The sequence below is a fragment of the Streptomyces sp. NPDC054866 genome, from assembly GCF_053610745.1.
The window spans coordinates 1,448,085-1,474,091 of record NZ_JBSGZA010000001.1 but is presented as its reverse complement, the minus strand read 5'-3'; the positions used below and the strand labels follow the sequence as shown (position 1 = coordinate 1,474,091).

Below are 26,007 nucleotides of genomic sequence, written 5' to 3'. Positions count from 1 at the left end.
TGAATTCGGGCCAGGCGAGCCCTAATGGTCAGCCCGGCCAGATACCCGTCAGCCGACGCGTCGCGACAGCGCCACCGCGGTCGACGGCCGCCTTGACCACGGCGAAGATCGCGCCCTGCAACGTGGCCGCCAGCAGGATCTCGCCCCAGCCGCGGTCCTCGTCGGTGGCGTCGGGCGCGTCCTCGTCGTGTCCCGCCATCTTCCACGCCTGTTTGAACAGCCCGCCCGCGGCCATACCGGCGAGCGCGCCGAGCGCCATCCCGACCGGCTTGTACGCGATCTTCGATGCCTTCACACCGCGCTCCCGTGCTTCCTCTTGCGCCGCACCAGTACGTACGCGACCACCAGCGCCGCGCCACCCGCGAGGTATCCGGCGCGGCGGCTGCGAACCTGCTCCGGCGCCTTGTCCTGCCACACCTCCGTGGCCTGTCCTGCGGCGGCCTTCACCTGACCGGTGGCGGCGACTGCCTTGTCCTTGACCTGGTCGGGGACCTTGTCCTGCAGCACATGGGCGGCCTCGGTGGCCTTAGCCCTGGCCTGCCCGCTCAGCTCCGCGGCCTTCGTGGCCGTCTGGCCCTTGATGGCGACGGCCTTCTCCTGCGCGCGGGCCTTGACGTCCGTCTTGGCCGCCAGCGCCTCGACCGTCTCGCCCAGGTCTTGGCGGGTCTGCTCGACCTTCGCACGCAGTTCCCCGGCGCCGGCGGTGTGCTTGTCGTGGGGCTGGTTCATCGCTGTGCACTCTCCTTGATCTCTGCGACATCGGCCTTCACGCCGCCGATGGCCTGTTCGGGGATCGGCGGGGCGGCCCGGCCGACTTCCTTCTTGCCGGTCAATGCCAGTACCGCGGCGATCAGACCGAGGACGGCGGTGACGATCAGCCCCGCGGCCCACACCGGAAGCGGCACCGCGAGCGCCGCGATCGCGGTGGCGACGAGGGCCTGCAAGGTGAGGAAGCCGACGAGTCCGGCTCCGCCGAACAACCCGCTGCCCTTGCCGTAGCGCCTGGTCTTCTCCTTCATCTCCGCCTGCGCCAGACGCATTTCGCCGCGCACCAGCTCCGTCAGCTGCTGTGAGGCGCGCTGCACCAACTCGCCCACCGGCTCGTCGTGGTGGGCGCTCTGGCCGGCGCTGTCACGGCCGGTGGTGGGCGGGCCTGTCTGGGCCATCGTCATCAACCTCCTGTCTGTTCGGCGGCCGAGTACCCCGATCTCCGGCATCGGCACATGGTCAAAGCCCGCGGTCGCGGCGGGCGGTGTCATTCGTCCATGCGGCGACGGTCCTGCTCGTCCCAGGCGCGGGTGTCGCGGGGCGGTACGTAGGGCTCCTCCTCCGGGGGAAGCCCACCGGCGATCGCACGCTGACGGGAGAGCTCCGCGTCAAACTCCAGGCCGAGCAGGATCGCGATGTTGCTGATCCACAGCCACACCAGGAAAATGATCACTCCGGCCAGGGCGCCGTAGGTCTTGTTGTAGGAACTGAAGTTGCTTACGTAGAAGGCGAATCCGGCGGAGGCGATCAGCCAGATCACCAGGGCGAGCACGCTGCCGGGGGTGATCCACCGGAAGCCGCGGCCCTTCACGTTCGGCGTCGCCCAGAACAGCAGCGCGATCATGAAGGTCACCAGGACGACCAGGACTGGCCACTTCGCGATCGCCCACACCGTCAGGGCCGCGTCGCCGAACCCCAGGGCCGAACCCACGGTGCGCGCGAGACCGCCGGTGAACACCACGATGACCGCGCTGATGACCGCGAGCAGGAGCAGCACCACCGTCACGCCCACCCGGACCGGCAGCACCTTCCATATGGGCCGCCCCTCGGGCATGTCGTAGACGGCGTTGGCGGTGCGGATGAACGCCCCCACGTACCCGGACGACGCCCACACCGCGAGCACGATGCCGACCACCGCCATCAGGGAGCCGACACCGCCCCGGCCCTCCAGCTGCCGCACGGCGTCGCCGATGATGTCCCGCGCCGAGCCGGGCGCGAGCTCCTCGAGGTTCTCGAGGAGCCAGTCGATCGCCGACTTCCCGACCACGCCGAGCAGAGAGACAAGCACCAGGATCGTCGGAAACAGCGAAAGCACTCCGTAGTAGGTCAGCGCCGCCGCCCGGTCCGTCAGCTCGTCGTCCTGGAACTCCCGGACCACGCCGGTGAGCACTGCCCGCCAGGACCGCTTCGGCAGTTGTGTCGGTTCATCCGGCGCGCGGTCCTCGCCGCGCCCGGCATCCGATGTTCCGTCCATGCTCCCCGGAGTAACCCGCAACCGCCGGGCCATGCGCGGCGGGCCCGAAACGCCGCGCGCCCCCGGCCGGGGTCGGCAGGGGGCGCGCGGCGAAGCGGAGGGATCAGTCGATACCGGGGAGGATGTGCGGCTCCGCGAGGTCGTCCTCGTAGCCGGCGAGACGGATCGGGGCCGCTTTCGCCCACGAGTCCAGGTTGCTGAGCTTGCGTGGTCTGCCGACCCGCTCGCTGCTGTGTTCCGCCGGTCGCTTTTCCTGCTTCGTCAGATCTGGTGTCACCGCGCACTCCTTTGTGTCGCGTAACGGAAGGACAAGGACTGTTCGGGTCGCGGTGGCGCCGTCGTTCGGGCGGGATCGCGGCCAGGGTTACAAGCCTGTCCCGGGGCGGCACAGGGGTACTTGTGGATCCCTAGAGGCCGTCCGTTCGCCTCACATTAACCAAATGAGCGGGCCCGCGCTCTATGGGTTCGACCGAAGGGGTGGATTTCAGACAGTTCGTTACGGTGTGCGGGTGACCGACGGGCCGGAATCTTTCCAACGAGTCGGCGCCATGGGTCTTTCCAGGCCTCCATGGGACCGTACGGAGATGACTTCTGCGCAGGCACGGGAGGGCGCGGTGGCTCTGGTGACCGGAGCCTCGCGAGGGATCGGGCTCGCCGCCGCGCGGGCCCTCGCCGAGTCCGGACATCGCCTTGTGGTGACCGGCCGCGACCCGGACGCGCTGGAGGAGGCGGTGGCCGGACTGCGTGCGGACGGCGCGGAGGCCGTCGGGTGTGCGGGCGGCGTGGCTGATTCCGGTCGGGCGGAGGCGTCCGTGGCTCTCGCGGTCCGGGAGTTCGGGCGGCTCGACGTCCTGGTGAACAACGCCGCGACGAACGCCCCTTACGGCCCGCTGATGGACGTCGACCTCACCCGGTGGCGCGCCGCGTTCACCGTGAACGTCGAGGCCGCGCTGCGCCTGACGCAGCTCGCCTGGCGGGCCTGGATGAGCGAGCACGGCGGCGCGGTGGTGAACATCTGCACCGAGGGCGCGTCCCATGTGGGGCCGAACGTGGGCGCGTACGGCACCAGCAAGGCGGCGCTCCTGCACCTGACCGCCCAACTCGCGGGCGAACTGGCGCCCTTGGTGCGGGTCAACTCCGTGTCCCCCGGCCTCATCCGCACCGAGATGGCCCGCTTCGTGTGGGACGGCGCCGAGGATCAGCTCGCCGCGAGCCTGCCGCTCGGCCGCATCGGCGAACCGGAGGACGTCGCGCGGGCCGTGGCATGGCTGGTGTCGGATGCGGCCGAATGGGTGACGGGCGCGGATGTGCTCGTCGACGGTGGTACGCGGGTGCGGGCCGCCGCCGGGACGACCTCCCCGTACGCCGTGCACGAGCGGCTGAGGGCGGCGACGACGGGCGAGGCCTGACGGGCAGGCCCGCCCACCGCCCGCCCCGCTACCACTTGCCGGGCGCGTAGTCCTTGAGGAAGACGCCGTACAGGTCCTCGCCCGCCTCGCCGCGCACGACCGGGTCGTAGACCCGGGCCGCGCCGTCGATCAGGTCGAGCGGGGCGTGGAAGCCCTCGTCGGCCAGGCGCAGCTTGTCGTAGTGCGGGCGCTCGTCGGTGATCCAGCCGGTGTCGATCGAGGTCATGAGGATGCCGTCGGTCTGGAACATCTCCTGGGCGCTGGTCCGCGTCACCATGTTCATGGCGGCCTTCGCGGCGTTCGTGTTCGGGTGGCCCGCGCCCTTGTAGCCGCGGCCGAAGACGCCCTCCATCGCCGAGACGTTGACCACGTAGGAGCGGCCGCTCGACGCCTTCTTCGCGGCGTCGGCCATCGCCCCGCGCAACGCGCTGATCAGGATGAACGGCGAGGTGTAGTTGCACAGCTGGGTCTCGAGGAGCTCCACAGGGGAGATCTGCTCGATGGTCTGCACCCAGGTGTTGCTGTCGACGACGTCCGGGACGAGGCCGCCCGCGTCGATGGCGGTGCCGTCGAGGTGCCGGGCGACGCTGGCGTTGCCCGCGACGAGGGCGAGGTCGGCGACCTGCTGGGCGTCCAGGCCGCTGGTGCCGACGGGCAGGGCGGCGAGGCCGTCGACCGCGCCGGAGTTGAAGGCGCCGATGACGGAGTGGGCGGGCAGCTCGCCCGCGGGCAGCGGCGCCCCCTCGCCGTCGACCAGGGCGGCGTACGCGGAGGGCAGGCGGCGCACCGTCTGCGTCGCGTTGTTGATCAGGATGTCGAGGGGGCCCGCCGCGGCGAGCCGCTCGGCGAGCGCGACGGACTGGGCCGGGTCGCGCAGGTCGATGCCGACGATCTCCAGGCGGTGCAGCCAGTCCGCCGAGTCGTCCATCGCCTTGAAGCGGCGGATGGCGTCCTTGGGGAACCGCGTCGTGATGGTGGTGTGGGCGCCGTCGCGAAGGAGGCGCAGCGCGATGTACATGCCGATCTTGGCGCGGCCGCCGGTGAGCAGGGCGCGCTTGCCGGTGAGGTCGGTGCGGGCGTCGCGCTTGGACCGGTTCAGGCGGGCGCAGTCCGGACAGAGCTGGTGGTAGAAGTAGTCGACTTCCACGTACCGGGTCTTGCAGGTGTAGCAGGAGCGCGGGCGCTGGAGTATCCCCGCGAGCCTGCCCTCCTCGGTCTGCGAGGAGGGCAGCAGACCCTCGGTCTCGTCGTCGATCCGCTCGGCGGAGCCGGTGGCGGTGGCCTCGGTGACGGCCTTGTCGTGCGCGGTCTTGGCGGCCCGGCGCTCCTGACGGCGGCGCTGCTTCACGGTGCGGTAGATCCCGGCCGTGGCGCGGCGCACCGCGATCGCGTCGGGGTGGTCGACGTCGAGCTTGTCCAGCTCGTCGAGCACGCTGAGGCAGACGGCGAGCCGGTCGGGGTCGATGCCGGGGCCGAACGAGTCCGCGGACGCCCGCGTCTCGGCGGAGTCAGCAAACTCGGCCTCCTGGGGCTCGGCCGAACCGGCAGCCTCCAGGCTGTCCTCTGTCACCGTCATCGCCGCTGTCCTCGCGTCACTCATGCCGCGGCTCGTCTGGGTGACCGCGGAAGCTCCAAAGAAGAGAACTTTACGTAGCGAAGGACCCCTCTACCAAACGCGGACGGTTTACGCACGCTTCGACGAGCCCCGCGAGCTCCTCCCGCACACTCCGCGCGAGAACGTCCAGGTCGGGCACGGCGGCCGCGTCCGCGACCAGACCGAAGTGCACCCGGCCCCGGTACGTCGACACCGCGACGGCCAGCGCCTGCCCCTGGGCGAGCGGCGCGAAGGGGTACACGGCGGTGAGCGGGCAGCCCCCGAGTTTCAGGCCGAGGCTGGGCAGCGGGACGCTGGTCACCAGGATGTCGAAGAGCAGCCGGGCGGCCTGCGCGACGACGGGACCGCCGATGCGGTGGCCGAGCGGCGGCACATGATCGGCGAGCAGGGCGACCGCACCCGCGCCGCGGCCGGGCCCCGCGTGCTTGTTGCGGTCCATGGCGGCCCGCACCGCCCGCAGCCGCGCGACCGGGTCCGGATCACCCACGGGAAGCCGGACCAGATACCCGGAGAGCCGGTTGCCCGCAGGCTGCGCCGTGCGCGGCCTGCGCCGGGAGACGGGGACCAGGGCGCGCGGCTCCACCCCCTCGCTGCCGTCGCCCCGCTCGTCGAGCCAGCGGCGCAGCGCTCCGGCGACCACGGCGATCAGTACGTCGTTGACGGTGCCGCCCACGGTCTTGCGCACGCGGTGCACGTCGTCCAGGTCGAGCAGCACCCCCGCGGTGCGCCGCGTGCCGGTGGCCTGTGACGTCAGGGCGGCCGATGACCGTACGCCCCAGGTGGCACGGGCGACGGACGAACCGATGTCCAGGGCCTGCCCCACGTCGCTGACGGTGTCGCGGACCAGTCCCGGCAGCTTGCGCGGGTCCGGCAGCCAGGACCACCGGGAGGTCTCGGGCCCGGCGGGCGCCGGACGCACGGCGGGCAGATCGGTGGGGTCCATCACCGCGGCGGCGAGCATCAGGGCACGCAGCCCGTCGGCGAGGGCGTGGTGGAACTTGAAAAGGACGGCGAAGGAGGTGCCGTCGTCCCCCGGCAGCACATGCGCCTCCCACGGCGGCCTGCCGCGCTCCAGGGGGCGCTGCATGAGCACACCGGCCGCCGCGTGGAAGTCGCGCGCGGGCTCGGCGAGGCGGACGTGGTCCAGCGGGTCGAAGGCGGGCGCGGCGGCGCGGACGGCCCCGCCGACCGGCAGCCAGACGGAACGGATCCGCAGCCGCAGTCCCGGCACGGCGGCCGCGCGTGAGGCGAGCAGCTGGGCGGCGCGCTCGGCCGCGCCCGGCGAGTCGGCGTCGAAGACACCGAGGGCCCCCAGGTGCATGGGGTGCTCGGCGGACTCGATGTTCCAGAAGGCGAGGTCGAGAGGGGCGAGCAGGTCTGAGGGCTCAGCAGTCTGCGCTTTCAACGGGTTCACCGGGCTGCTCTCGCGTCGAGGACGATGCGGGGGATGGCATGAGCGTGCAGTCAATCGCCGTTGCACGACTACGGTCAAGTACGATCAAGCTACGCACAGTTAACAACAGATTAAGGCCCGCCTCTCTGAGAGAGGCGGGCCTGATGGTGCGCAAGTGGCGTATCGGTTACGTCACTTCGGTACGGATGGCTGCGTCACTTCAGCGCGGGCGGCGCGGCATCCTCCGAGGTGCCCCACTCCGAGGGCTTGTCGCCGACCGTGAAGGAGAGTTCGCGGGTGTCACGGATGTCGTCGGTCGTCAGATACGTCTTGCCGTAGTCGGCGCCGTCCGTGCGCGCCGACTGGATGTACCGGTCGGTGTCCGAGGTGCCCGGCGCCTTCACCGTGAGGCGGCCCTTCGGGTAGTAGCGGCGGTCGAGGTCGAAGTCGACGCGCTCGAAGACGGGCGTCGACAGACCCCACGTGTCCGTGCCGGGCTGGACCGGGAAGATGCCGATCGAGGACAGCACGTTCCAGGCGGACATGGTGCCGAGGTCGTCGTTCCCGGTCATGCCGGTCGGGGTGTCCGTGAAGAGGGTGAGCGCGGCGTGCACCACGTCGGTGGTCTTCCACGGCTGGCCCGTCGACAGATACGTGTACGGGGCGATGAGGTCGGGCTCGTTCTGCGGGTTGTACTTGTCCGCGTTGTAGTAGTCGTACGGGCCGTTGACCCACACCTCGCGCGCGGTCTTCGCCGGGTCCTTCAGGAGCTGCTCGTAGGCGAAGAAGGAGTCGAGGCGGTCGTTGGTGGCCTGCTTGCCGCCGATGAGGTCCACCATGCCGGGCAGGTCCTGCGGGACGAGCCACTGGTACTGCCAGGACGTGCCCTCGTGGAAGCCCTCGCTCTTGGCCGGGTCGGCGGGTCCGGTGAAGGCGCCCGCGGCGTCCCGCGCACGGAAGAACCCGGTCGAACTGTCAAAGATCTTCCGGTAGTTCTGCGCACGGTCCGCGTACCGCTCGGCGTCGTCCTCGTGCCCCAGGTCGCCGGCCATCTGACCCAGCATCGCGTCCGAGAGTGCGTACTCAAGCGTTGCGGAAGCACCGTGGTCGTAGTCCGAGTCACCGGGCTTCGCGTGCGGGCGGCCCTTGATGTACGGCGCGAAGCCCTCGCTCAGGTACTCCTTGTTGGCCTCGCGGCCCACGGGCGCGGAGTCGGCGGGCGGCACACCGTCCGCGTTCTTCTTCAGCGCGCGGTACGCCTCCTCCTCATGCCCCTTGAGCAGACCCTGCTGGTAGGCGTTGGTGAGGAAGGGGGTGACCGGGTCGCCGGTCATGATGTTCGTCTCGACCGTGCCGTAGCCCCACTTGGGCAACCAGCCGCTCTCCTCGTCGATCTTCAGGACGGAGAGCGCCATGTCGCGGGACTCGTGCGGCGCGAGCAGCGAGAGAAGCTGGGCCTGGGTGCGGTAGGTATCCCAGAGGGACCAGTTCTGGTAGTACGTAAAGCCCCCGTCATCAGCAGTACGGTGGATCTTCTGGTCCCAGCCCGTGTACCGGCCGTCGACGTCGCTGCCGATGTTCGGCGCGAGGAACGAACGGTAGAGGGACGAGTAGAAGGTGCGGCGCACGGTCTCGCTGCCGCCCTGCGCCCGCACGTCGTCGAGCCGGTCCTCCCAGGCCCGCTGGGCCGCCTTCGCCACACGGTCGTACGAACGCCCGCCCTCCGCGCGGAGATTGAGCGCGGCGCCCTTGGCATCGACGTACGAAAGAGCGGTGGTCGCCTCGACGGTGCGGTCCTTGGAGGTGTCGAACCGGACGTACGCGCCGTTGCGCTCGTCGCCCGCCGACGACTTCTTGGAGCCGGCGGTGACGGTGTCGCCCTTCCAGGTGCCCGACGTGGTGAAGGGCCGGTCGAAGCGGGTGATCGTGTAGACCGTGTACGGCTTGGTGTCCTGGCAGAAGCCGCTGCCGGTGATCGCCGTGCGGACGGTGCGGCTGTCGAGGATCTCGACCTTGGTGCTGCCCGTCTTGTGCAGCGACTGCCCCGCGTTGAGCAGGACGTTCGCCTTGTCGGTGGCGGGGAAGGTGTAGCGCTGCACGCCGGTGCGCTCGGTGGCGGTCAGCTCGGCGTCGATGCCGGACTTGAGACCCACCTTGTACGCGCCGGGGCTCGCCTTCTCGTCGTCGTGACTGAACTCCGCCGCGTACTTCGCGTAGTCCGTCTCCTTGACGTCGCCCGTGGTGGGAAGCACCGGCAGATCGCCGCCCAACCCGCAGCCCACGCCCGAGAGATGAACGCTCGAGAAGCCGCGGATGTGGGTGTCGGAGTGGTCGTAGCCGGTGTTGTGCCCTGTGTCGGGCGAGAACTGGACCATGCCGAAGGGCACGGCCGCGCCGGGGTAGGTGTTGCCCTCGTTCTCGGTGCCGATGAACGGGTTGACCAGGTCGGTCAGTTGACCGTCCGCTGCTTCCGCCGGAGCGGCCTGTGCCGCCGGTATGGCGAGGGCTCCCCCGAGGAGCGTGGCCGCGGCCAGCGCCACCCCCGTACCGCGTAGCCGTTGGGTCCATCTCATGGGTGGGAACGCCTCCTTGGACAACGTTGTCAAAGCGCGGAACGCGATCATTCTTCGGGGGTCGTGTCGCGTGCGTCAAGGGGTGGGAGGCGGTCGTCGTGGGCGGGGTCGGGCGCCGCGGGCCAGGCCGGGCAGCACCGGGCGAGCTTTAATATCAGCTTGCTCTTATATACGCCGTACGTGATACTCGGACCATGGACGTGTTCGAAGCTGTGGCCGAGCCCAGCCGCAGAGCCCTGCTCGACGCGCTCGCGGAGGGCGAGCGGTCCGCGGGCGAGCTGGTCGCCACGCTCCCGGAGCTGACGCAGCCCGCGGTCTCGCGGCATCTGCGGGTGCTGCGGGAGGTTGGCCTGGTCGAGGTGCGCGCGGACGCGCAGCGCAGGATCTACGCGCTGCGCCCCGGCGGCCTCGCCGCGGTCGACGAGTGGATCGGCCGCTACCGCCGCTACTGGGCGGACCATCTCGGCGCCCTGGAAGAGCACTTGGCACGCACGCACGAGCATTCGGAGGGATCGTCGTGAGCGATCGCCATGGGGAACTGACACTCGACGGGGAGCAGGCCGTCATCACCTTCGTGCGGCACCTGCCGTTTCCGGTCGAGGCCGTCTGGTCCGCCATCGCAGACCCGGAGCAGCGGGCCGCCTGGTTCGGCAAGACACTCATCGAGGGCCGCGCGGGCGGTGTCATCGACATGGTGCCCACAGGTCCGGCCAACCCCGTCCAGGACAAGCGGATGACCGGCCGGATCCTCGTCTGGGATCCACCGCGTGTGCTGGAGCACGAGTGGAAGCAGGCCCTCGTCGAGGACGGCGTGGTCCGTTACGAGCTGGCGCCCGACGGCGACGGCACGGTGCTCACCTTCACCCACCGCGGCCTGAGTGTGCCCAACGCCAAGGAGTACGGGCCCGGCACGCACGCCTTCCTGGACCGGCTCGCCGCTCACCTGGCGGGGACGCGCCTCCCGGGATGGAGCAGGCGCTACGAGGAAGTCGCCCCCAACTACCCCGCCTGACCCGAACCGAGAAGACCTCATCGGTCCGATACGACCTGCCCGGTCCGATACGACCTGCCCGGCTCGGGCAGGGCCGGAGACACGAGGAGTCACAGCATGTCCGATCACATCAGTCGGCCCGCCGTCGTCGTCGCCCATCACTCGGGATGGGGACACACCGCGGCCCTCGCCGAGGCGGTGGCCGAGGGCGCGCGCCTGGCCGGTGCCACCGCCACCACGCTCGCCGTCGACCACATCACCGAGGAACAGTGGACCGTCCTCGACGAGGCGGACGCCATAATCTTCGGCAGCCCCACGTACATGGGCAACGTCTCGGCGGGCTTCCAGACCTTCGCCGAGCTCACCTCACGGCGCTGCATGACCGGTGCCTGGCGGGACAAGGTCGCGGCGGGCTTCACCAACTCCGGCTCCAAGAGCGGCGACAAGCTGCAGGCGCTGATGTCCCTCGCCGTGCTCGCCGCCCAGCACCACATGCACTGGGTCAACCTGGGCCTGTTCCCGGGCTGGAACAGCACCACCAGCAGTGAGCAGGACCTGAACCGCCTCGGGTTCTTCCTCGGGGCCGGCGCGCAGACCGACACCGACGTGTCGGCGGAGCACGTGCACAAGTCCGACGTGCTCACCTGCCGTCATCTCGGCGGCCGGGTGGCCGGGGTGACCGCTCAGCTCCTCGCGGGGCGGTCCGCGGCCTGAGCCCTCGCGTCAGCCGGTGTGCAGCCACACCCGCAGCGGTCCGATCGGCTTGAACCCCTGACTGATCGCCGCGTGCAGGCTCTCGCCGCTCTCGTAGCCGACGACGGGCAGGCCGGGCCAGAGCCGGGCGATCTCCGTCAGACAGCCGGCCCACGCGGACTCCTCGTCGGCCGAGGTGAACAGGTTGGAGACACCGACCACCGACGCGCCGCGGCTCGCGACGGCGCCCGCCACGATCCGCCCCTCGGCGTAGGCAGCCAGGAACGTCGTGTCGTCGGACAGCAACCCCGGGCGGAACAGGCCCGTGCTCTCCTCGCCGTCGTTCCACGCGGTCTCCCACGCGGGCAGGGACTCGGCGTTCCTGAGCGGCTCCCAGCCAAGGTGCGCGGGAGCGGGCGTACCCGCTTCCCGGTGGATCCACTGAGCCTCGAACAGCACCTCGAAGCCCAGCGGTTCCAGGTCCAGGCAGGCGAAGCTGTCCTTGACGGAGCAGCCCGGTGACGCCGTGTCGACGCGCGCCACCAGGTCGGCCGCCGACACCTCGGGGGTGAGCGAGACGGCGTCCGGATACAGCGGCGGCGTCCGCCGCGCGCTGCTCCACGCCCCGGCCCCGAACTCCCCCGCCAGGCCGTGCGCGCGGCAGACCGCGTCGCACCACTCGGCGTTGTTGCGGGCCGCGGCCCCTGCCCACTTGGTCTCGATGATCACGAGGTGATCGTGCCAAGCGGGAGGGGCCGCGTCCACGGGTTTAGCGCTCCGGGCCAGGAAGCTCAGGTCAGGAAGCTCCGGTCAGGAGCCCGAGCACCCCGCCGGGTCCGGCCGCGACGCGTCGCTGATCAAGGCCTCATGTGCTGCCTTGAGCCGCTTCACGTCGGGCTTGACGACCCTGCGGTCGTACGTGAGCAGGCCGTTCAACTCGCCCTCCACATCCGAGATCTGGGTGTAGACGGCGCCGTTGCCGCCCTTGCAGGCGAGTTTGTGCACCTCGTCGAGCTTGGTGAGGTAGTCGTCCGTGTACGTCGCCGGGTCCACGTCGACGTAACTCTGCTGGACGGACCAGGCGTGGCCGGGAACCGCGAGTCCGAGGCCGCCGTACTCGCCGTTGATCAGCGCGCGTTGGCCGTCGGGCCTGGGCGGCAGTGCCGGGCTCGGGTAGCCGTGTTCGTCCATGATGTCGCCGGTTCCGCCGTCGGCCCCGAGGTTGAGGCCCGACATGCCGTTGACCAGGCGGGTCGGGTCCCAGGACTTGGCCTGGGTGGCGATGCGGCCCTGGTCGTACTGGCCCCAGCCCTCGTTGAAGGTGACCCACATGACGATCGACGGGTGGTTCGCGTGCTCGTCGATCAACTGCTTCATCTCGTGCTCGTACTGCGCACGGGCCGCCGTGGACGGGTTGCGGTCGGACCGCATCGAGGGCATGTCCTGCCAGACCATCAGGCCCAGCTTGTCCGCCCAGTAGAACCAGCGGTCAGGCTCCACCTTGATGTGCTTGCGGACCGAGTTGAAGCCCATCTCCTTGTGCATCTTCAGGTCGTACGCGAGCGCCTCGTCGGTCGGCGCCGTGTGCAGGCCGTCCGGCCAGAAGCCCTGGTCGAGGGTGGCCATCAGGAAGGTGGGCTTGCCGTTGAGCATCGTGCGCGGGGTGCCGTTCACCTTCTCCACCGCGACGGTGCGCATCCCGAAGTAGCTCTTGACGCTGTCGCGGCCGACCGTGACCTTCAGGTCGTAGAGGAAGGGATCGTCGGGCGACCAGAGGCGCGGATCGGCGATCTTCAGCTTGAGCGGTGTGCCCGTGCGCCCGCTCGCCTCGGCGACCTTCTTCTTCCCTTCGTACGCGACCGCCTTGACCGGCACTCCGTCGCGTACGCCCTTGGGCTCGACGGTGACCTGCTTGGTGGCGACATCGGGCGTGATCTTGAGCGAGTCGGCGTGGTCGGCCGCCACCGGCTCCATCCACACCGTCTGCCAGATGCCGGACGACGGGGTGTACCAGATGCCGCTGGGGTCGAGGCGCTGCTTGCCGACGGGCGGGTTCTCGCCGTCCTTGGAGTCGGTCGGGTCATAGACGCCGACGATCAGCTCCTGCGTCTTGCCCGGCTTCAGGGCGTCCGTGATGTCGGCGCTGAACTTGTCGTAGCCGCCCTTGTGTTCGGTGACCTTCTTGCCGTTCACAAAGACCTCGGACTGCCAGTCGACCGCGCCGAAGTTGAGCTTGAGGCGCTTGCCGTCGCCGACCTTCCAGCCCTGGGGGACGGTGAAGGTCCTGCGGTACCACATGCGGTCCTCATGCCGCTCCAGGCCGGAGAGCTGGGACTCCACGGGGTAGGGGACGAGGATCTTCTCGCCGAGCTGCTTGCCGAACGGGGGCTTCTCGCCTGCCTTCGCCGAGGCGAACTGCCAGGAGCCGTTGAGGTTGCGCCAGGCGTCGCGGGTCAGCTGGGGGCGCGGGTACTCGGGCAGCGCGTGGCCCGGGTTCACGTCATCGGCGAACTTGGTGCGCAGCTGGTGTTCGGAGTGGTTGGGCCCGCTGCTCCAGAAGGCGGCGACCTCCTTGCCGTCGTCGCCCGTCAGGCCGCCCTTGCCGTCGTAGCGGATGTCGGCCGTGCCCTTGGCCGTGCCCGTCTTGTTGCCGACCACCGGCTCCTTGAGGCCGACCAGGAGCGCTCGCGGGTCCTCGGGGTCGGCCTTGATGGTGCCGATGGGCCACTTGGCACCGCCGATGACCGCCTCGATGTGGGTGGCGAGATCCTTCGGGGGCGCGGCCAGCTTCTGCGCGAAGTCGAGCTTCAGGGTGCGGCCGTCCTTGAGGACCGTGGCGGCGGTGGCTCCGTCGTACTCGAAGCCGTCGGGGAGGCGGAAGGCCGACTGCGGGACGGCTTCCTTGCTGCCGCCGGGCTCGGTCCAGCGCAGGTGGAGGTTGCAGCCGCCGTAGTGCTCGAAGTACTCGACCTTGATGTCGTAGGCCTTGCCTGCCGTCAACTCGACCGGCTGCGCGGTCTGTTCCTTGTCCCAGTCGTCGACCCAGTGGTCGATGGCGAGCTTGCCGTCGACCCAGAGCCGGAAGCCGTTGTCGCCGATCATGGAGAAGGTGTGGGAGCCGGTCTTCTCCGGGACGACCTTGCCGGTCCAGCGGACGGTGGCGTCGTCGCCCTTTCCGGTGGCGAAGGTCAGGCGCGGGTCGAGGTTGTCGAAGTCGATCTTCTGGTCGAAGCCGGTGGCCTTGAGCTCGTGGAAGTCGAAGGCTCCGGGGGCGGACTGGGTGTAGTACTCGCCCTTCAGGCCGTGGACTTCGGGGGGTTCGTCGGCGGCTGACGCGGCCGGCACGGCGGTGAGTCCGGCGAAGGCGAGGGCGACGGTGAGCAGCAGTATCAGTTGCCTGCGGAGTCGTCTGTGACGGATGGGGCGCACGGATCCTCCTTTGCTTTGAAGCGGTGCTCGAAGGCTGAGGAAGGGTGGCGGCTCGCCGCTCCAGTCGGTACAACGAGTCTGTACAACGTTGGAAGGAACGGCAGTTGGCATGACAGCACGCCGTTTGGCGCGCTGTCCAGGGCCATGACAAACACCCCAGGACAGGGGTGCACACCGACGCAGGGAGCTGCACGTGCGGGTTAGCCTCAAGGACGTCGCGGAGCGCGCGGGCGTCTCCATCAAGACCGTCTCGAACGTGGTGAACAAGTATCAGCACGTCACCCCGGCGATGCGGGCGCGCGTGCAGGAGGCCATCGACGAGCTGGGCTACCGCCCGAACTTGACGGCACGTCACCTGCGCAAGGGCCGTACAGGAATCATCGCGCTGGCCGTTCCCGAGCTCGGCAACCCGTACTTCGCCGAGCTGGCGGGCGCCGTCATCGACGCGGCGGCGGAGCACGACTTCACCGTCCTGCTCGACCACACCCGTGGCGAACGCGAGCAGGAGGTCCTGGTCAGCCAGGGCTTCCGGGCCCGGGTCATCGACGGCCTGATCCTGAGCCCGCTGGAGCTCGAATCGGCCGACCTGCTCGGCCGCGAGGACGACGTACCGCTGGTGCTGCTCGGCGAGCGCCAGTACGACCTGCCCTACGACCACATCGCCATCGACAACGTCGCCGCGGCCCGCACGGCGGTGCGCCACCTCATCGGCCGCGGCCGCTCCCGTATCGCGTATCTCGGCGCCCGCACGGACTCCGCGAACCAGCCAGCGAACCTCCGACTCCAGGGCTGGCGCGAGGAGTTGACGCAGGCGGGGATAGCAGCGCCGGACAACCTGGTGGGCCCGGTCGGCGGCTGGAACCGCTGGGACGGCGCGAAGGCGATGGCGCGGATGCTGGACTCCGGGGTGCGGCCCGACGCGGTGTTCGCGTACAACGACCTGGTGGCGATCGGCGCGATGCGGGTTCTTCACGAGCGCGGGCTGCGCGTGCCGTGGGACGTGGCGGTGGTCGGCTTCGACGACATCGCCGAGGGCCAGTTCGGCGCGGTCACCCTCACCACGGTCTCGCCGGACAAGCAGGCCATCGCGCGTCTCGCGGTGGCCTCGCTGCTGCGGAGCCTGGAGGGCTCCGGAGAGCCCGAAGGCCGTGAACTCACCGCGGAATTCCGCCTGGTGGAGCGCGAGAGCACACTGGGCCGACGCTGATCCGTCGACCCGCTCCCCTTGCGCGGAGGGTTTACAGCCCCCTTCCAACGATGTAAAAAGCTCCCCGTACCGCTGAGTTGACCGCAAGTGCCGATTCTCCCGTGAGCGCTCTCAGCGCCGGGGCCGTGCCGTTTTGGGGACTCCATGAAGCCGACCACACGCCTTAGCCGTACCTCAGCCAGGACCCTCCTCGCCGCCGGCATCGCCGCGAGCCTCGCGCTCGCCACCGGGTGCGCCAAGTCCGAGGACGACGGCGACAAGAGCTCCGCGTCACAGGACCCGGGCGACGCGGGCCAGGTCGTCTCGGAGCCGAGCGCGGGCAGCGGCCCGACCTGCGCGATAGACACCTACGGCGGCAAGAAGCTCGACCTTAACTCCGCCACTGTCGGCTTCTCGCAGTCGGAGAAGGAGGCCAACCCCTTCCGCATCGCGGAGACGGCGTCCATCAAGGCCGAGGCGAAGAAGCGCGGCGTCAAGCTGCTCACCGCGAACGCCCAGTCGCAGTTCTCCAAGCAGATCAGCGACGTCCAGGACCTCATCGCCAAGGGCGCCGACCTCCTCGTCATCGCACCGCTGAACTCCGACGGCTGGGAGCCCGTGCTGCGCTCGGCGTCCGCCAAGCACATCCCGATCATCACCATCGACCGCAAGATCAACGCCAAGGCGTGCAAGGACTACGTGAGCTTCATCGGCTCCGACTTCGTCGAGCAGGGCAAGCGCGCGGCGGACCAGATGATCAAGTCGACGGGCGGAAAGGGCAAGGTCGCGATCCTGCTCGGCGCCGCAGGCAACAACGTCACCACGGAGCGCACCAAGGGCTTCGAGGACCGCATCAAGGAGAAGGCCCCCGACCTGAAGGTCGTCTTCAAGCAGACGGGCGAGTTCGCCCGCGAGAAGGGCCAGCAGGTCACCGAGCAGCTCATCCAGTCCAAGCCGGACATCACCGGGATCTACGCCGAGAACGACGAGATGGGCCTCGGCGCCGTCAACGCCCTCAAGGGCGCGGGCAAGAAGCCCGGCGACGTGAAGATCGTGACGGTCGACGGTACGCGCAACGCCGTACAGGGCATCGTCGACGGCTGGATCGACGGCGTAATCGAATCGAACCCGCGCTTCGGCCCGCTCGCCTTCCAGACCCTCGACACCTTCACCAAGGGCACGAAGGTCTCGCAGGACATCGTCATCAAGGACAGCGCGTACACGAAGACCAACGCCAAGGCGGACCTCGGCAAGGCGTACTGAGATGGCGGACGTCCTCTCGGTAACCCACCTCACCAAGAATTTCCCCGGCGTACGAGCTCTCGACGGGGTCGACTTCACCGCGCGCGCAGGTGAGGTGCACGCCTTGATAGGCGAGAACGGCGCGGGCAAGTCAACCCTGATCAAAGTCCTCACAGGCGTATACGCACCGGACACAGGCAAGCTCACCTACAACAACCACCAAGTCACCTTCGCCACCCCACTTGAGGCCCAGCACGCGGGCATCTCCACGATCTACCAGGAGGTCAACCTCGTCCCCCTGATGAGCGTGGCCCGCAACCTCTTCCTAGGCCGCGAGCCACGGGGCCGACTGGGCCTCATCGACTTCCGCCGCATGCATCGCGAGGCGGACGAGGCCCTCAAACGGCTCGGCATAAGCGTCGACGTACGCCGCCCCCTTCGCGAACTCGGCGTCGGCACCCAGCAGATGGTGGCCCTGGCCCGAGCGGTCTCGGTCGACGCACAGGTCGTCATCATGGACGAGCCGACCTCATCCCTCGAACCCCGCGAGGTCCAGACCCTGTTCGGCGTCATCCGCATGCTGCGGGACTGCGGGATAGCGGTGATCTACGTCAGCCACCGCCTTGAGGAACTCTACGAGGTGTGCGACACGGTCACCGTCCTCCGCGACGGCAAGCTGGTACACACGGGACCGATCGCGGAGCTCGACCGACTCCGCATGGTCTCCCTCATGCTGGGCCGCGAGGTCGGCGAGGTCCGCGAAGAGGGCGTAACCAAGTTCTCGGGGGACCACGCCCCCGACACCCAACCAGTCCTCCAAGCAACTGACCTGACGATGCGCCACCACCTCCACGGCGTATCCGTCGAGATCCGCCCAGGCGAGGTCGTAGGGCTGGGGGGCCTGCTCGGCTCGGGCCGCAGCGAGACGGCGAAGGCGATCGCGGGTGCACTGCCGCCGGACTCCGGACGTGTGGCGATAGCAGGTGAGGCGATCCGCACCGGCTCACCTCCCGCCGCAATCCGAGCCGGGATCAGCCTCCTCCCCGAGGACCGCAAGGCAGAGGGGATAGTCCCGGGCCTCTCGGTCCGCGAGAACATCGCACTCGCCGCACTCCCTCGGCTCTCACGCTTCGGCCTGGTGGACGAGAGCCGCATCGACGGGATCGTCGACACGTTCATGAAGCGCCTGCACATCAAGGCGTCGGGCCCCCACCAGAAAGTCGGCGAACTGTCGGGCGGCAACCAGCAAAAGGTCCTCCTGGCCCGCTGGCTGGCGATGAACCCCAAGGTCCTCCTCCTGGACGAACCCACCAGAGGCATAGACATAGGCGCGAAGGCCGAAGTCCAAAAGCTCATAGACGAGTTGGCGAACGACGGCCTTGCGGTGCTCCTCATCTCCTCCGACATGGAGGAACTCATAGAGGGCTCCGACCGAGTCATAGTCCTCAAGGACGGCACGGCGATCGAAGAACTCACCGGCGCCCAGGTCACAGAGGACGCCCTCATGCGAGCGATAGCAACCACTGGGGTCCCCGATGAGTGACCGACACCCGACGACGGCCCGCGGCCGGCGAGCCGACCTGAGGGGACGTGCCGGTATGTCTGCCCGGAGCACGGTTCGCGGCGCTCCGGTGCCGAAGGACCCATGCGGCCACCGGACGATAGCGAGGACGGACATACCGGCGCGGCCCCGCCCCACAGAAGAGCAAAGGCGCACCCGGGGCACCCGGAGCACCGGGAGCACCGGGAGCACCGGGAGCACCGGGAGCACCGGGAGCACCGGGAGCACCGGGAGCACCGGGAGCACCGGGAGCACCGGGAGCACCCATGGCTGACCTCGCCCTAGAAGGCAACGCACCCACCGACCGCGAGCGCACCCTCCGCCTCCTCCAGAACTACGGCGTATACGCAGGCGTAGCCGTACTCCTGATCCTGAACATCGCCCTGACCCCCCACTTCCTCTCCGCCGAGAACTTCCGCACCCAGGCAGTCCAGGTAGCCCCCGTCCTCATCGTCGCCCTAGGCATGGCGCTAGCCATAGGCAGCGAGGGCGTAGACCTCTCCGTCGGCTCCGTCATGGCACTGTCCACGTCCCTCCTCTCCCTCTACCTCGGCTACGGGACATGGATCGCCCTCATAGTCGCGGTCATAGGCGGCGCAGCCATAGGCATCGCGAACGGCTCCCTCATCGCCTTCATCGGCGTCCAACCCATCGTCGCCACACTGGCGTTGATGGTCGCGGGCCGGGGCCTCGCCCTCGTACTCCTCCCCCAGCTCAAGGACGTACGCGACCCGACCATGGCATCGCTCGGATCCGGAGCGATCCTCGGCATCCCCTACCTCGTCCTGATAGCCGCAGCACTCGCCCTCCTCGTAGCCTTCGTCGTCCGCCGAACCACCTTCGGCCGCCAGCTCCTCGCCATCGGCGACAGCCGCCCCGCGGCCCGCCTCGCGGGGCTCCCCGTACGCCGTGTCCTGATCCTGGTCTACGTCTGCTCCGGAGCACTCGCCGCCATTGCGGGCGTCCTCGCGACAGCCCGGCTCACCGCAAGCGATCCGACCTCGCTCGGCAACCTGATGGAACTGTCCGCGATCACCGCGGTCGTGGTCGGCGGCACCCCGCTCAGCGGCGGGCGGGTACGGATCGGCGGCACCGTCGCGGGCGCCGTGCTGATCCAGCTGCTCACCGCCACGCTCATCAAGCATGATCTGCCGCCCTCCTGGACCCAGATCGCCCAGGCCGTAGTGATCATTCTCGCCGTCTACGCGGCACGGGAGAGGGGCAAGCGGTGACCGGCACCGTCCTATCCGAGGCCAACAAGCCCATGAAGAAGCCAGAGGACGAACCAACAGGCCCGACCCGCTCCGAGCGCATCAGTGCCCTGGCCCAGCAACACGGCGCCCTGGTCACGTTGCTCGTGGCCGTCACAGCCGCGTCGCTCAGCTTCGACACGTTCCTGACCGGCGACAACCTGGAGAACATGGCGGTGTCCTCCGCGTTCCTCGCGGTCGTGGCGCTCGGCATGACGTTCGTGATCATCACGGGCGGCATCGACCTCTCGGTCGGCTCGCTCTTCGCTCTCGGCGGCGTCCTCGCGGCCTGGGGTTCCCAGTACGGAACGGCGGTGGCACTCCTCCTCCCCCTCGCCGTCTGCGGACTCATCGGCCTGGTCAACGGCCTCCTCATCGCCCGCTCCCGCCTCGCCCCCTTCATCGTGACGCTGGCCGCGATGCTCGGCGCACGCGGCATCCTCCTGTCCATCACGGACGAGGGTTCGAAGACCTACCTTGTCGACAAAAACACCTTCTTCGCGACGCTCGGCCAGGGAAAGGTCCTCGGCGTAGGAGCCCCGGTCTGGATCACCCTCGCCCTCTTCGTCGCCGGCGCCGTCGTGCTGCGCCGCAGCCGCTTCGGGCAGTACGTGTACGCGGTGGGCGGCAACGAGGACGCGGCGGCTCTCATGGGCGCCCCCGTGGCCCGCACCAAGGTCACCGTCTACACACTCTCCGGCCTCTGCGCGGGCCTCGCGGGAGCGCTCAACGCGGCCTGGCTGGTCTCGGGCGTCACCATCCTCGGCTCGGGCATGGAACTTGAGGCGATCTCCGCGGTCGTCATCGGCGGCACGCTGCTGACCGGCGGATTCGGCTTCATCAGCGGCTCACTCGTCGGCGTACTGCTCCTGAAGGTCATCCAGAACGTCATCAACCAGATCGGCTCGCTCGACTCGGCCTACCAACAGGTGGTCAGCGGCGCCTTCTTGGCGCTCGTGGTGATCGCACAGACGTGGCTGGGGCGCAGACGAAGGGTGTTGTAGAGGACACGACTTCGCACGGGCGGACAGGGCGGACGGGGCGGACGGGGCGGTCCGGGCTACATGGGAACAACCTGCCCCTTCCCCAGCGCGATCACACCGCCCTTCGACACCGTGTAGAGCTGTTCGTCCCGCTCGGGATTGACCCCGATCGTCGCCCCGGGCGGGACGTCCACGTTCTTGTCGAGGACGGCGCCCCGCACCACCGCTCCCCTGCCCACGCGGACGTTGTCGTGCAGCACCGACCCCTGCACCACCGCCCCGTCCTCGATCGTCACGCCGGGTGAGAGTACGGAGCGCGTGACCTGCCCCCGGATGACGCAACCGGCGCTGACGATGGACTCGCTGGCGATGCCCGCCGCGCAGAACTTGGCGGGTGGCAGGCCGCCCGGGTGGGTGTAGATGGGCCAGCGCCGGTTGTCCAGGTTGAAGACCGGCTGGTCGGAGATCAGGTCCATGTGCGCTTCGTAGTACGCGTCGAGCGTGCCGACGTCACGCCAGTAGCCGTGGTCGCGCGCGGTCTCCCCCGGTACGTGGTTGTCGTCGAAGTCGTACACCTGGGCAATACCGCGCTCGGTGAGCATGGGCAGGATCGAACCGCCCATGTCGTGCTTGGAGTTGTCGTCCTCGGCGTCCTGCTGGATGGCGTCGACGAGGGTCTTCGTCGTGAAGACGTAGTTGCCCATGGAGGCGAAGACCTCGTTCGGCGATCCGGGCAGGCCGGGCGGGTCGGTGGGCTTCTCCAGGAAGCGGTCGACGCGCAGGCCGTCCCGGGCGGGCGTGATGATGCCGAAGGACGACGCCTCCGAGCGCGGCACGCGGATCCCGGCGACCGTCACCCCCGCGCCGCTCTCGAAGTGCTGGTTGAGCATCTGCCGCGGGTCCATGCGGTAGACGTGGTCGGCGCCGAACACCGCGATGTAGTCGGGCTGTTCGTCGTGGACGAGGTTGAGGGACTGGAGGATCGCGTCCGCGCTGCCCAAGTACCAGCGCGGGCCGAGGCGTTGCTGTGCCGGGACCGGAGTGACGTAGTTGCCGAGGAGGCTGGACATCCGCCAGGTGGTGGTGACGTGCCGGTCCAGGGAGTGCGACTTGTACTGGGTCAGTACGCAGATCCGCAGGATGTCGCCGTTGACGAGATTGGAGAGCACGAAGTCGACGAGGCGGTACGTGCCGCCGAACGTGACCGCTGGTTTGGCCCGGTCGGCCGTGAGGGGTTGCAGGCGTTTTCCCTCACCGCCCGCCAGGACGATTCCGAGCACCGAAGGTCCACCGCGCATCGCGCCGCCCCCTTAACTGGGATCACTTGGACTCGAGTAACTCCGCGTACACGCCGGCCGTGCGTCGCGCGACCGCGTCCCAGCCGAACTCCCTGACGGCCCGGTCGCGTCCGGCAGCGCCCATGCGGCTCGCGGTGCGCGGATCGGCGACCAGTTCGTTCAGGGTCTGCGCGAGCCGCGCCTCGAAGGCTGCCGGCTCCTGCTCCTCGTACGGGACGAGGAGCCCTGTGCTTCCGTCGGCGACGACCTCGGGGATGCCGCCGACGTCCGACGCCACGACCGGCGTGCCGCAGGCCATCGCCTCGAGGTTCACGATGCCGAGCGGCTCGTACACGGAAGGGCAGACGAACGCCCGGGCGTGGGTGAGGAGTTGGATGACCTGGGGGCGCGGCAGCATCTCCGGGATCCAGTGGACTCCCCCGCGGGCGCGGCTCAACTCCTCGAAGAGGGTGCGGAACTCGGCGTCGATCTGCGGGGTGTCTGGGGCTCCGGCGCAGAGCACGAGCTGGGCGGCGGGGTCCAACTCCTTGGCGGCACGCAGCAGATGGGGGACGCCCTTCTGCCGGGTGATGCGGCCGACGAACAGGACGTAGGGCCGCTCGGGGTCGATGCCCAGGTGTTCGAGGACGTCCGTGTCGTGGTCGGGGCGGTAGAGGCCGGTGTCGATGCCGTTGTGGACGACGTGCACCTTCGCCGGGTCGATGGCGGGGTAGCAGCTGAGGATGTCGGCCCGCATGCCGTGCGAGACGGCGATGACCCCGTCCGCGGCCTCGGCGGCGGTGCGCTCGGCCCAGCTGGACAGGGCGTATCCGCCGCCCAGTTGCTCGGCCTTCCAGGGGCGCAGGGGCTCCAGGGAGTGCGAGGTCATGACGTGCGGGATGCCGTGCAGGAGCTTGCCGAAGTGGCCCGCGAGGTTGGCGTACCAGGTGTGGGAGTGGACGAGGTCGCATCCCGTGAGAGCGGCCGCCATGGACAGGTCCACGGAGAAGGTCCGCAGGGCGTCGTTGGCGCCGTCGAGGGAGTCCCACGCCTGGTGGCGTACGGGTCCGCGGGCGGAATCTCCGTTCCCCCAGCAGTGCACGTCGACATCGACGAGGGCCTCTAACTCCCTTGCCAGGAACTCGACATGGACTCCGGCGCCGCCGTAGACGTCCGGCGGATACTCACGGGTGAGCAGTCCCACTCGCACGCAGAACCCCCCGTCCGTCCGCCCCAGCCGTCGGTCGCCCGTCCCCTCATGGTCACCCAGAAGCGCCCGGTGGGGAAGAGGCCCGCACCGGCCTCTGGGGCGGCCGGTCGAAGCAGCAGTCGCCGCACAGGCCGCCGCCCGGGCAGCGGTAGTAGAGGCAGCAGCTTCGGCGGCGGAACGCGGAGCCGGTCAGGGTTCCGGTGCCGCGCAGGTCGGGGTGGTCGAAGAGTTCGACGGCGAGCGCCCGTGCGCGTTCCCCCACGTCGGTACGTCCGTTGCGGCGGGCCCAGGTGTCCAGTTCGCGTGCGGCTCCGGCGAGCGCGGAGCCCGCGTTGCCCCATAGAAGCGGTGCGGAGATCCGGTGGCGCGTGCGCAAGGCGTCGGCCAGGGGGGCCAGATGACCGTGCTGCACGATGTCCCGGATGCTCGCGGCGTCGCCGGGCCGCGTCCGCACGTCCGTCAGCCACAGGTCGTCGGGCGAGCTGCCGTCGGCGTCCCAGTGCAGGAGCGCCGGGTCGAGGTCCGGCACTTCGCCGTGCAGCGCGGCGGAGCCGAGCGCCACGGACCACAGCCGCGCCGCGAGCCCCAGCTGCGCCACGGACACCGCGATGCGCGCGTCGGGCGCTCCGAGCCGAGCGGCGACCTTGTCGACGCGGAACGCGAGGGGCCCGCTCTCTCCCGCGTACACCCTTGCCAGGGACGTCACTTGGGCACCGTCGGGCGGCGCCCCTGTGCGCAGGGCGAAGAATCCGCCGACGGAGCCGACTTCTGTCAGGTCGAGAGGGGTTTCCACGAGAGCAGAGCCTAGGCGTCCTTGCCGGACCTAGGCGTCCTTGCGGAACAGTGCCGTCCAGAGGAAGGGTTCGCCGAAGTACACGGAGTCGTCCGGTTCGTCGCGCATGCGGCGCAGTTCGATCTCCGTGAGGTCGGAGAAGATCCAGCGCAGGGACTCGGGCGTGTAGGCGAGGCCGCCCTGGAGCCCGGACGCGCGGTAGAAGTCCGCGTCGGGCAGCTCGGACCCGGCACCCGCCTCTCCGGCGGCGAAGCTGGTGAGGGCGAGGTGGCCGCCGGGGGCGAGGGTGCGGTCGAGCAGGGAGAGGTAGCTGACGCGGCGGTGCGGCGGCAGGTGGTGGAAGCAGCCCGAGTCGTGGATCAGGTCGTAGGGGCCATCCAGTTCGGCCTCCGTTAGGGCGAAGGCGTCACCGCGGTGGAAACGGATGTCCGCCCCGGCCTCGCGGGCCCGCTCCTCGGCCCAGGCGACGGCCGCCGGTGAGAGGTCGACTGCGTCCACCTGGAACCCCAGGGAGGCCAGGTACAGGGAGTTGCGGCCGGGCCCGCAGCCCAGGTCGAGGGCTCGGCCCGGCGTGAGCAGGCCCCGGTCGACGTACGAGGCCAGGTTCTCGTCCGGTTTCGCCACGAAGAAGGGCACTGGCCGTGAGCGGTCGGTGTAGAAACCGTCCCACCAGTGCGCCGCGTCGGCGGTCCAGCGGTCGGCTTCTGGCGCGAACAAGCCGTCCATGAGCTTCAGGACGTCGTCGACACTGCGTATGTTCCGGTGCATCCGGACCCCTTTCCCCAAGGGTCAAGAATATGGCCAGGCGTCGTGAAATACCAGGTCAGAGGCTAGATCGACCGATACGCCCCAGCCCGCCGTGCGGCCTGGACGCCGGTCCTCAGCGGGGCGATCACGCAAGAATTTTCGAGATTCTGGATGATCCACCGAACCGCTGCGTAACCCACCCGAGGGAGGACATCTTCGGGGTCGTACTCCATCGGCAGTAGGACTCAATGCCTGCTGAGGTACGACGACGTGGAGCGAAATTCGCGAGATCGTAGTGAGTATGGAAGCCGACCGTTCGCCGCGCCGGACGCCCCGGGCCCACCAGGGGGCGCAACGCAAGCCGTGGAGCACCTCATGAGTGCCCTCACGGTCGCCGTGCTGCTCTCCCTCGTCTCGGCCGTCGCCTATGCCGGCGGGGCCATTCTGCAGGAGCGCGTCGCCGCCAGCATGCCGGAGCGGCAGTACGCCCCGCTGCGCCGCGGCGTCTGGTGGGTCGCCATCGCGCTGAACGGCCTCGGCGCGCTGCTTCACGTGGTGGCGCTGGCGTACGGGCCGCTGAGCCTGGTGCAGCCGCTCGGCGCCCTGACCATAGTCTTCGCCCTGCCGATGGCCGCCCTCTTCGTGCGCCGCAAGGCCGGGGCCACCGCGTGGCGCGGCGCCATCATGGCGACCGTGGGTCTCGCCGGGCTGCTCTCGCTGACGCAGTCGGCCGACGCGCAGTCCTTGGACGACGCCGAGCGGATCATGGTCGCGCTGGTGTCGGCGGGCGCCGTGGTGACGCTCATGGTCGTGGCGCACGCGGTGCACCGTCATCCGGTGGTGCGCAGCGTCCTGCTCGCCAGTGCGGCGGGCGTCGCCTTCGGTATCGCCTCGGTGTTCACCAAGACGGTGGCGGTGGACTGGGAGGCGAACGAACCCCTGACGCATCAGCTGCCGAGCCTCGGCGTGATCGCGGTCCTGGCGTCGGCCGGTGTGCTGATCTCGCAGGCCTCGTACCGCGGCGCGGGCCTGGCGGCGCCGCTGTCGACGGTGACGGTCGTGAACCCTGTCGTGGCGGCCGCGGTGGGCCTCACGCTCTTCGGCGAATCGTTCCGCTACGGCTCCGCGGGCACGGCCCTCGCCCTCGGCTTCGGAGTCGTCGCGGCCGGCGGTCTGATCCTGCTGACCACGGAGCGCATCGGCGCGGCGCAGGGCGTTCCGGCGCCGACGGTGCCGGTGGCCAAGGGCGGCCCCGTGGCGGCGGACACCGTGGCCCCCGAGGTGCGGGCGCGCGAGCTGCCCGCGCTGCCCTCCCAGCCCGCCGCCGGGCCGCACCGGCGGGTGTTGTTCCGCCATGGCCACGGCCGCGAACGCATCGGCTTCTGACAGCTGGAAGCTGAAAGATCGCAGGGC

General features: G+C 69.7%; 24 protein-coding genes. 10 read left to right on the top strand and 14 right to left on the bottom strand.

Annotated features, from left to right (window positions below):
• Positions 1-28: 28 nt before the first annotated feature.
• From ACWGI2_RS06245 to ACWGI2_RS06225, 5 genes are all read right to left on the bottom strand, one after another.
• Positions 29-295: a DUF4235 domain-containing protein gene (locus ACWGI2_RS06245; RefSeq protein ID WP_453394867.1), complete on the bottom strand. Its 267-nt coding sequence runs from the start codon at positions 293-295 to the stop codon at positions 29-31.
• On the bottom strand, positions 292-729 hold the full coding sequence (locus tag ACWGI2_RS06240) for a DUF3618 domain-containing protein (RefSeq protein ID WP_453694296.1): 438 nt from the start codon (positions 727-729) through the stop codon (positions 292-294). The genes ACWGI2_RS06245 and ACWGI2_RS06240 overlap by 4 nt, the downstream gene beginning before the upstream one ends.
• Positions 726-1,166 carry a phage holin family protein gene (locus ACWGI2_RS06235; protein ID WP_453694295.1) on the bottom strand — a complete coding sequence of 147 codons (441 nt, stop codon included), beginning with the start codon at positions 1,164-1,166 and terminating at the stop codon, positions 726-728. Before ACWGI2_RS06235 ends, ACWGI2_RS06240 begins: the two co-directional genes overlap by 4 nt.
• 89 nt (positions 1,167-1,255) lie before the next feature.
• Positions 1,256-2,242, bottom strand: a complete 987-nt coding sequence (locus tag ACWGI2_RS06230) for a YihY/virulence factor BrkB family protein (RefSeq protein ID WP_453694294.1) — start codon at positions 2,240-2,242, stop codon at positions 1,256-1,258.
• Positions 2,243-2,345: 103 nt separating this feature from the next.
• Positions 2,346-2,519 carry a hypothetical protein gene (locus ACWGI2_RS06225; protein WP_453394864.1) on the bottom strand — a complete coding sequence of 58 codons (174 nt, stop codon included), beginning with the start codon at positions 2,517-2,519 and terminating at the stop codon, positions 2,346-2,348.
• Between the two features lie 307 nt (positions 2,520-2,826).
• Here ACWGI2_RS06225 and ACWGI2_RS06220 point away from each other — a divergent pair, with 307 nt between their 5' ends.
• The gene (locus tag ACWGI2_RS06220) at positions 2,827-3,651 is read left to right on the top strand and encodes an SDR family oxidoreductase (RefSeq protein WP_453694293.1); all 825 of its coding nucleotides are present in this window, start codon (positions 2,827-2,829) and stop codon (positions 3,649-3,651) included.
• A gap of 28 nt (positions 3,652-3,679) precedes the next feature.
• Here ACWGI2_RS06220 and ACWGI2_RS06215 read toward each other — a convergent pair whose 3' ends face one another.
• The 3 genes from ACWGI2_RS06215 to ACWGI2_RS06205 form a co-directional block, all read right to left on the bottom strand.
• A complete protein-coding gene (locus ACWGI2_RS06215; RefSeq protein WP_453694292.1) occupies positions 3,680-5,227 on the bottom strand; it encodes an SDR family NAD(P)-dependent oxidoreductase in 1,548 nt (515 codons plus the stop codon).
• Positions 5,228-5,297: 70 nt separating this feature from the next.
• The gene (locus ACWGI2_RS06210) at positions 5,298-6,680 is read right to left on the bottom strand and encodes a wax ester/triacylglycerol synthase family O-acyltransferase (protein ID WP_453694291.1); all 1,383 of its coding nucleotides are present in this window, start codon (positions 6,678-6,680) and stop codon (positions 5,298-5,300) included.
• A 194-nt stretch (positions 6,681-6,874) separates the two neighbouring features.
• Positions 6,875-9,232 (bottom strand): GH92 family glycosyl hydrolase, encoded by a 2,358-nt coding sequence (locus tag ACWGI2_RS06205; RefSeq protein WP_453694290.1) that lies wholly within the window; start codon positions 9,230-9,232, stop codon positions 6,875-6,877.
• Between the two features lie 194 nt (positions 9,233-9,426).
• On the opposite strand from ACWGI2_RS06205, the gene ACWGI2_RS06200 reads away from it, so the two are divergent.
• The 3 genes from ACWGI2_RS06200 to ACWGI2_RS06190 all read left to right on the top strand — a co-directional run bounded on the left by ACWGI2_RS06200 (position 9,427) and on the right by ACWGI2_RS06190 (position 10,937).
• On the top strand, positions 9,427-9,753 hold the full coding sequence (locus tag ACWGI2_RS06200; protein WP_453394859.1) for an ArsR/SmtB family transcription factor: 327 nt from the start codon (positions 9,427-9,429) through the stop codon (positions 9,751-9,753).
• On the top strand, positions 9,750-10,244 hold the full coding sequence (locus tag ACWGI2_RS06195; protein ID WP_453694289.1) for an SRPBCC family protein: 495 nt from the start codon (positions 9,750-9,752) through the stop codon (positions 10,242-10,244). Before ACWGI2_RS06200 ends, ACWGI2_RS06195 begins: the two co-directional genes overlap by 4 nt.
• 96 nt (positions 10,245-10,340) lie before the next feature.
• On the top strand, positions 10,341-10,937 hold the full coding sequence (locus ACWGI2_RS06190; protein ID WP_453694288.1) for a flavodoxin family protein: 597 nt from the start codon (positions 10,341-10,343) through the stop codon (positions 10,935-10,937).
• Positions 10,938-10,946: 9 nt separating this feature from the next.
• On the opposite strand, the gene ACWGI2_RS06185 is transcribed toward ACWGI2_RS06190, so the two are convergent.
• Together ACWGI2_RS06185 and ACWGI2_RS06180 are read right to left on the bottom strand one after the other, a co-directional pair.
• Positions 10,947-11,645, bottom strand: a complete 699-nt coding sequence (locus tag ACWGI2_RS06185) for a hypothetical protein (RefSeq protein WP_453694287.1) — start codon at positions 11,643-11,645, stop codon at positions 10,947-10,949.
• Positions 11,646-11,726: 81 nt separating this feature from the next.
• Positions 11,727-14,336, bottom strand: a complete 2,610-nt coding sequence (locus tag ACWGI2_RS06180; protein WP_453694672.1) for a PA14 domain-containing protein — start codon at positions 14,334-14,336, stop codon at positions 11,727-11,729.
• Between the two features lie 202 nt (positions 14,337-14,538).
• Here ACWGI2_RS06180 and ACWGI2_RS06175 point away from each other — a divergent pair, with 202 nt between their 5' ends.
• From ACWGI2_RS06175 to ACWGI2_RS06155, 5 genes are all read left to right on the top strand, one after another.
• Positions 14,539-15,552, top strand: a complete 1,014-nt coding sequence (locus ACWGI2_RS06175) for a LacI family DNA-binding transcriptional regulator (protein ID WP_453694286.1) — start codon at positions 14,539-14,541, stop codon at positions 15,550-15,552.
• 144 nt (positions 15,553-15,696) lie between these two features.
• The gene (locus tag ACWGI2_RS06170; protein WP_453694285.1) at positions 15,697-16,794 is read left to right on the top strand and encodes an ABC transporter substrate-binding protein; all 1,098 of its coding nucleotides are present in this window, start codon (positions 15,697-15,699) and stop codon (positions 16,792-16,794) included.
• Position 16,795: 1 nt separating this feature from the next.
• A complete protein-coding gene (locus ACWGI2_RS06165; RefSeq protein ID WP_453694284.1) occupies positions 16,796-18,316 on the top strand; it encodes a sugar ABC transporter ATP-binding protein in 1,521 nt (506 codons plus the stop codon).
• 284 nt (positions 18,317-18,600) lie between these two features.
• Positions 18,601-19,566: an ABC transporter permease gene (locus tag ACWGI2_RS06160; protein WP_453694283.1), complete on the top strand. Its 966-nt coding sequence runs from the start codon at positions 18,601-18,603 to the stop codon at positions 19,564-19,566.
• 32 nt (positions 19,567-19,598) lie between these two features.
• On the top strand, positions 19,599-20,588 hold the full coding sequence (locus ACWGI2_RS06155) for an ABC transporter permease (RefSeq protein WP_453394941.1): 990 nt from the start codon (positions 19,599-19,601) through the stop codon (positions 20,586-20,588).
• 56 nt (positions 20,589-20,644) lie between these two features.
• Here ACWGI2_RS06155 and glgC read toward each other — a convergent pair whose 3' ends face one another.
• The 4 genes from glgC to ACWGI2_RS06135 are packed head-to-tail and all read right to left on the bottom strand — an operon-like array spanning position 20,645 to position 24,615.
• The gene (gene glgC, locus ACWGI2_RS06150; protein ID WP_453694282.1) at positions 20,645-21,865 is read right to left on the bottom strand and encodes a glucose-1-phosphate adenylyltransferase; all 1,221 of its coding nucleotides are present in this window, start codon (positions 21,863-21,865) and stop codon (positions 20,645-20,647) included.
• Between the two features lie 22 nt (positions 21,866-21,887).
• Entirely contained in the window at positions 21,888-23,054 is a 1,167-nt protein-coding gene (glgA, locus tag ACWGI2_RS06145; protein WP_453694281.1) for a glycogen synthase, read from the bottom strand.
• A 52-nt stretch (positions 23,055-23,106) separates the two neighbouring features.
• Positions 23,107-23,847: a (2Fe-2S)-binding protein gene (locus ACWGI2_RS06140; RefSeq protein WP_453694280.1), complete on the bottom strand. Its 741-nt coding sequence runs from the start codon at positions 23,845-23,847 to the stop codon at positions 23,107-23,109.
• 30 nt (positions 23,848-23,877) lie between these two features.
• Positions 23,878-24,615 (bottom strand): class I SAM-dependent methyltransferase, encoded by a 738-nt coding sequence (locus ACWGI2_RS06135; protein WP_453694279.1) that lies wholly within the window; start codon positions 24,613-24,615, stop codon positions 23,878-23,880.
• 354 nt (positions 24,616-24,969) lie between these two features.
• Here ACWGI2_RS06135 and ACWGI2_RS06130 point away from each other — a divergent pair, with 354 nt between their 5' ends.
• Positions 24,970-25,980, top strand: coding sequence for a DMT family transporter (locus ACWGI2_RS06130; RefSeq protein WP_453394847.1), 1,011 nt, complete (start codon positions 24,970-24,972; stop codon positions 25,978-25,980).
• Positions 25,981-26,007 lie beyond the last annotated feature (27 nt).

Bases quoted from the DNA above. Each gene is read 5' to 3' on its own strand.
- ACWGI2_RS06165 (WP_453694284.1), top strand. From the start codon at position 16,796: ATGGCGGACGTCCTCTCGGTAACCCACCTCACCAAGAATTTCCCCGGC.
- ACWGI2_RS06135 (WP_453694279.1), bottom strand. From the start codon at position 24,615: ATGCACCGGAACATACGCAGTGTCGACGACGTCCTGAAGCTCATGGAC.
- ACWGI2_RS06220 (WP_453694293.1), top strand. From the start codon at position 2,827: ATGACTTCTGCGCAGGCACGGGAGGGCGCGGTGGCTCTGGTGACCGGA.
- ACWGI2_RS06240 (WP_453694296.1), bottom strand. From the start codon at position 729: ATGAACCAGCCCCACGACAAGCACACCGCCGGCGCCGGGGAACTGCGT.
- ACWGI2_RS06160 (WP_453694283.1), top strand. From the start codon at position 18,601: ATGGCTGACCTCGCCCTAGAAGGCAACGCACCCACCGACCGCGAGCGC.
- ACWGI2_RS06230 (WP_453694294.1), bottom strand. From the start codon at position 2,242: ATGGACGGAACATCGGATGCCGGGCGCGGCGAGGACCGCGCGCCGGAT.
- ACWGI2_RS06200 (WP_453394859.1), top strand. From the start codon at position 9,427: ATGGACGTGTTCGAAGCTGTGGCCGAGCCCAGCCGCAGAGCCCTGCTC.
- ACWGI2_RS06130 (WP_453394847.1), top strand. From the start codon at position 24,970: ATGAGTGCCCTCACGGTCGCCGTGCTGCTCTCCCTCGTCTCGGCCGTC.
- ACWGI2_RS06235 (WP_453694295.1), bottom strand. From the start codon at position 1,166: ATGGCCCAGACAGGCCCGCCCACCACCGGCCGTGACAGCGCCGGCCAG.
- ACWGI2_RS06155 (WP_453394941.1), top strand. From the start codon at position 19,599: ATGAAGAAGCCAGAGGACGAACCAACAGGCCCGACCCGCTCCGAGCGC.
- glgC (WP_453694282.1), bottom strand. From the start codon at position 21,865: ATGCGCGGTGGACCTTCGGTGCTCGGAATCGTCCTGGCGGGCGGTGAG.
- ACWGI2_RS06215 (WP_453694292.1), bottom strand. From the start codon at position 5,227: ATGACGGTGACAGAGGACAGCCTGGAGGCTGCCGGTTCGGCCGAGCCC.
- ACWGI2_RS06170 (WP_453694285.1), top strand. From the start codon at position 15,697: ATGAAGCCGACCACACGCCTTAGCCGTACCTCAGCCAGGACCCTCCTC.
- ACWGI2_RS06205 (WP_453694290.1), bottom strand. From the start codon at position 9,232: ATGAGATGGACCCAACGGCTACGCGGTACGGGGGTGGCGCTGGCCGCG.
- ACWGI2_RS06190 (WP_453694288.1), top strand. From the start codon at position 10,341: ATGTCCGATCACATCAGTCGGCCCGCCGTCGTCGTCGCCCATCACTCG.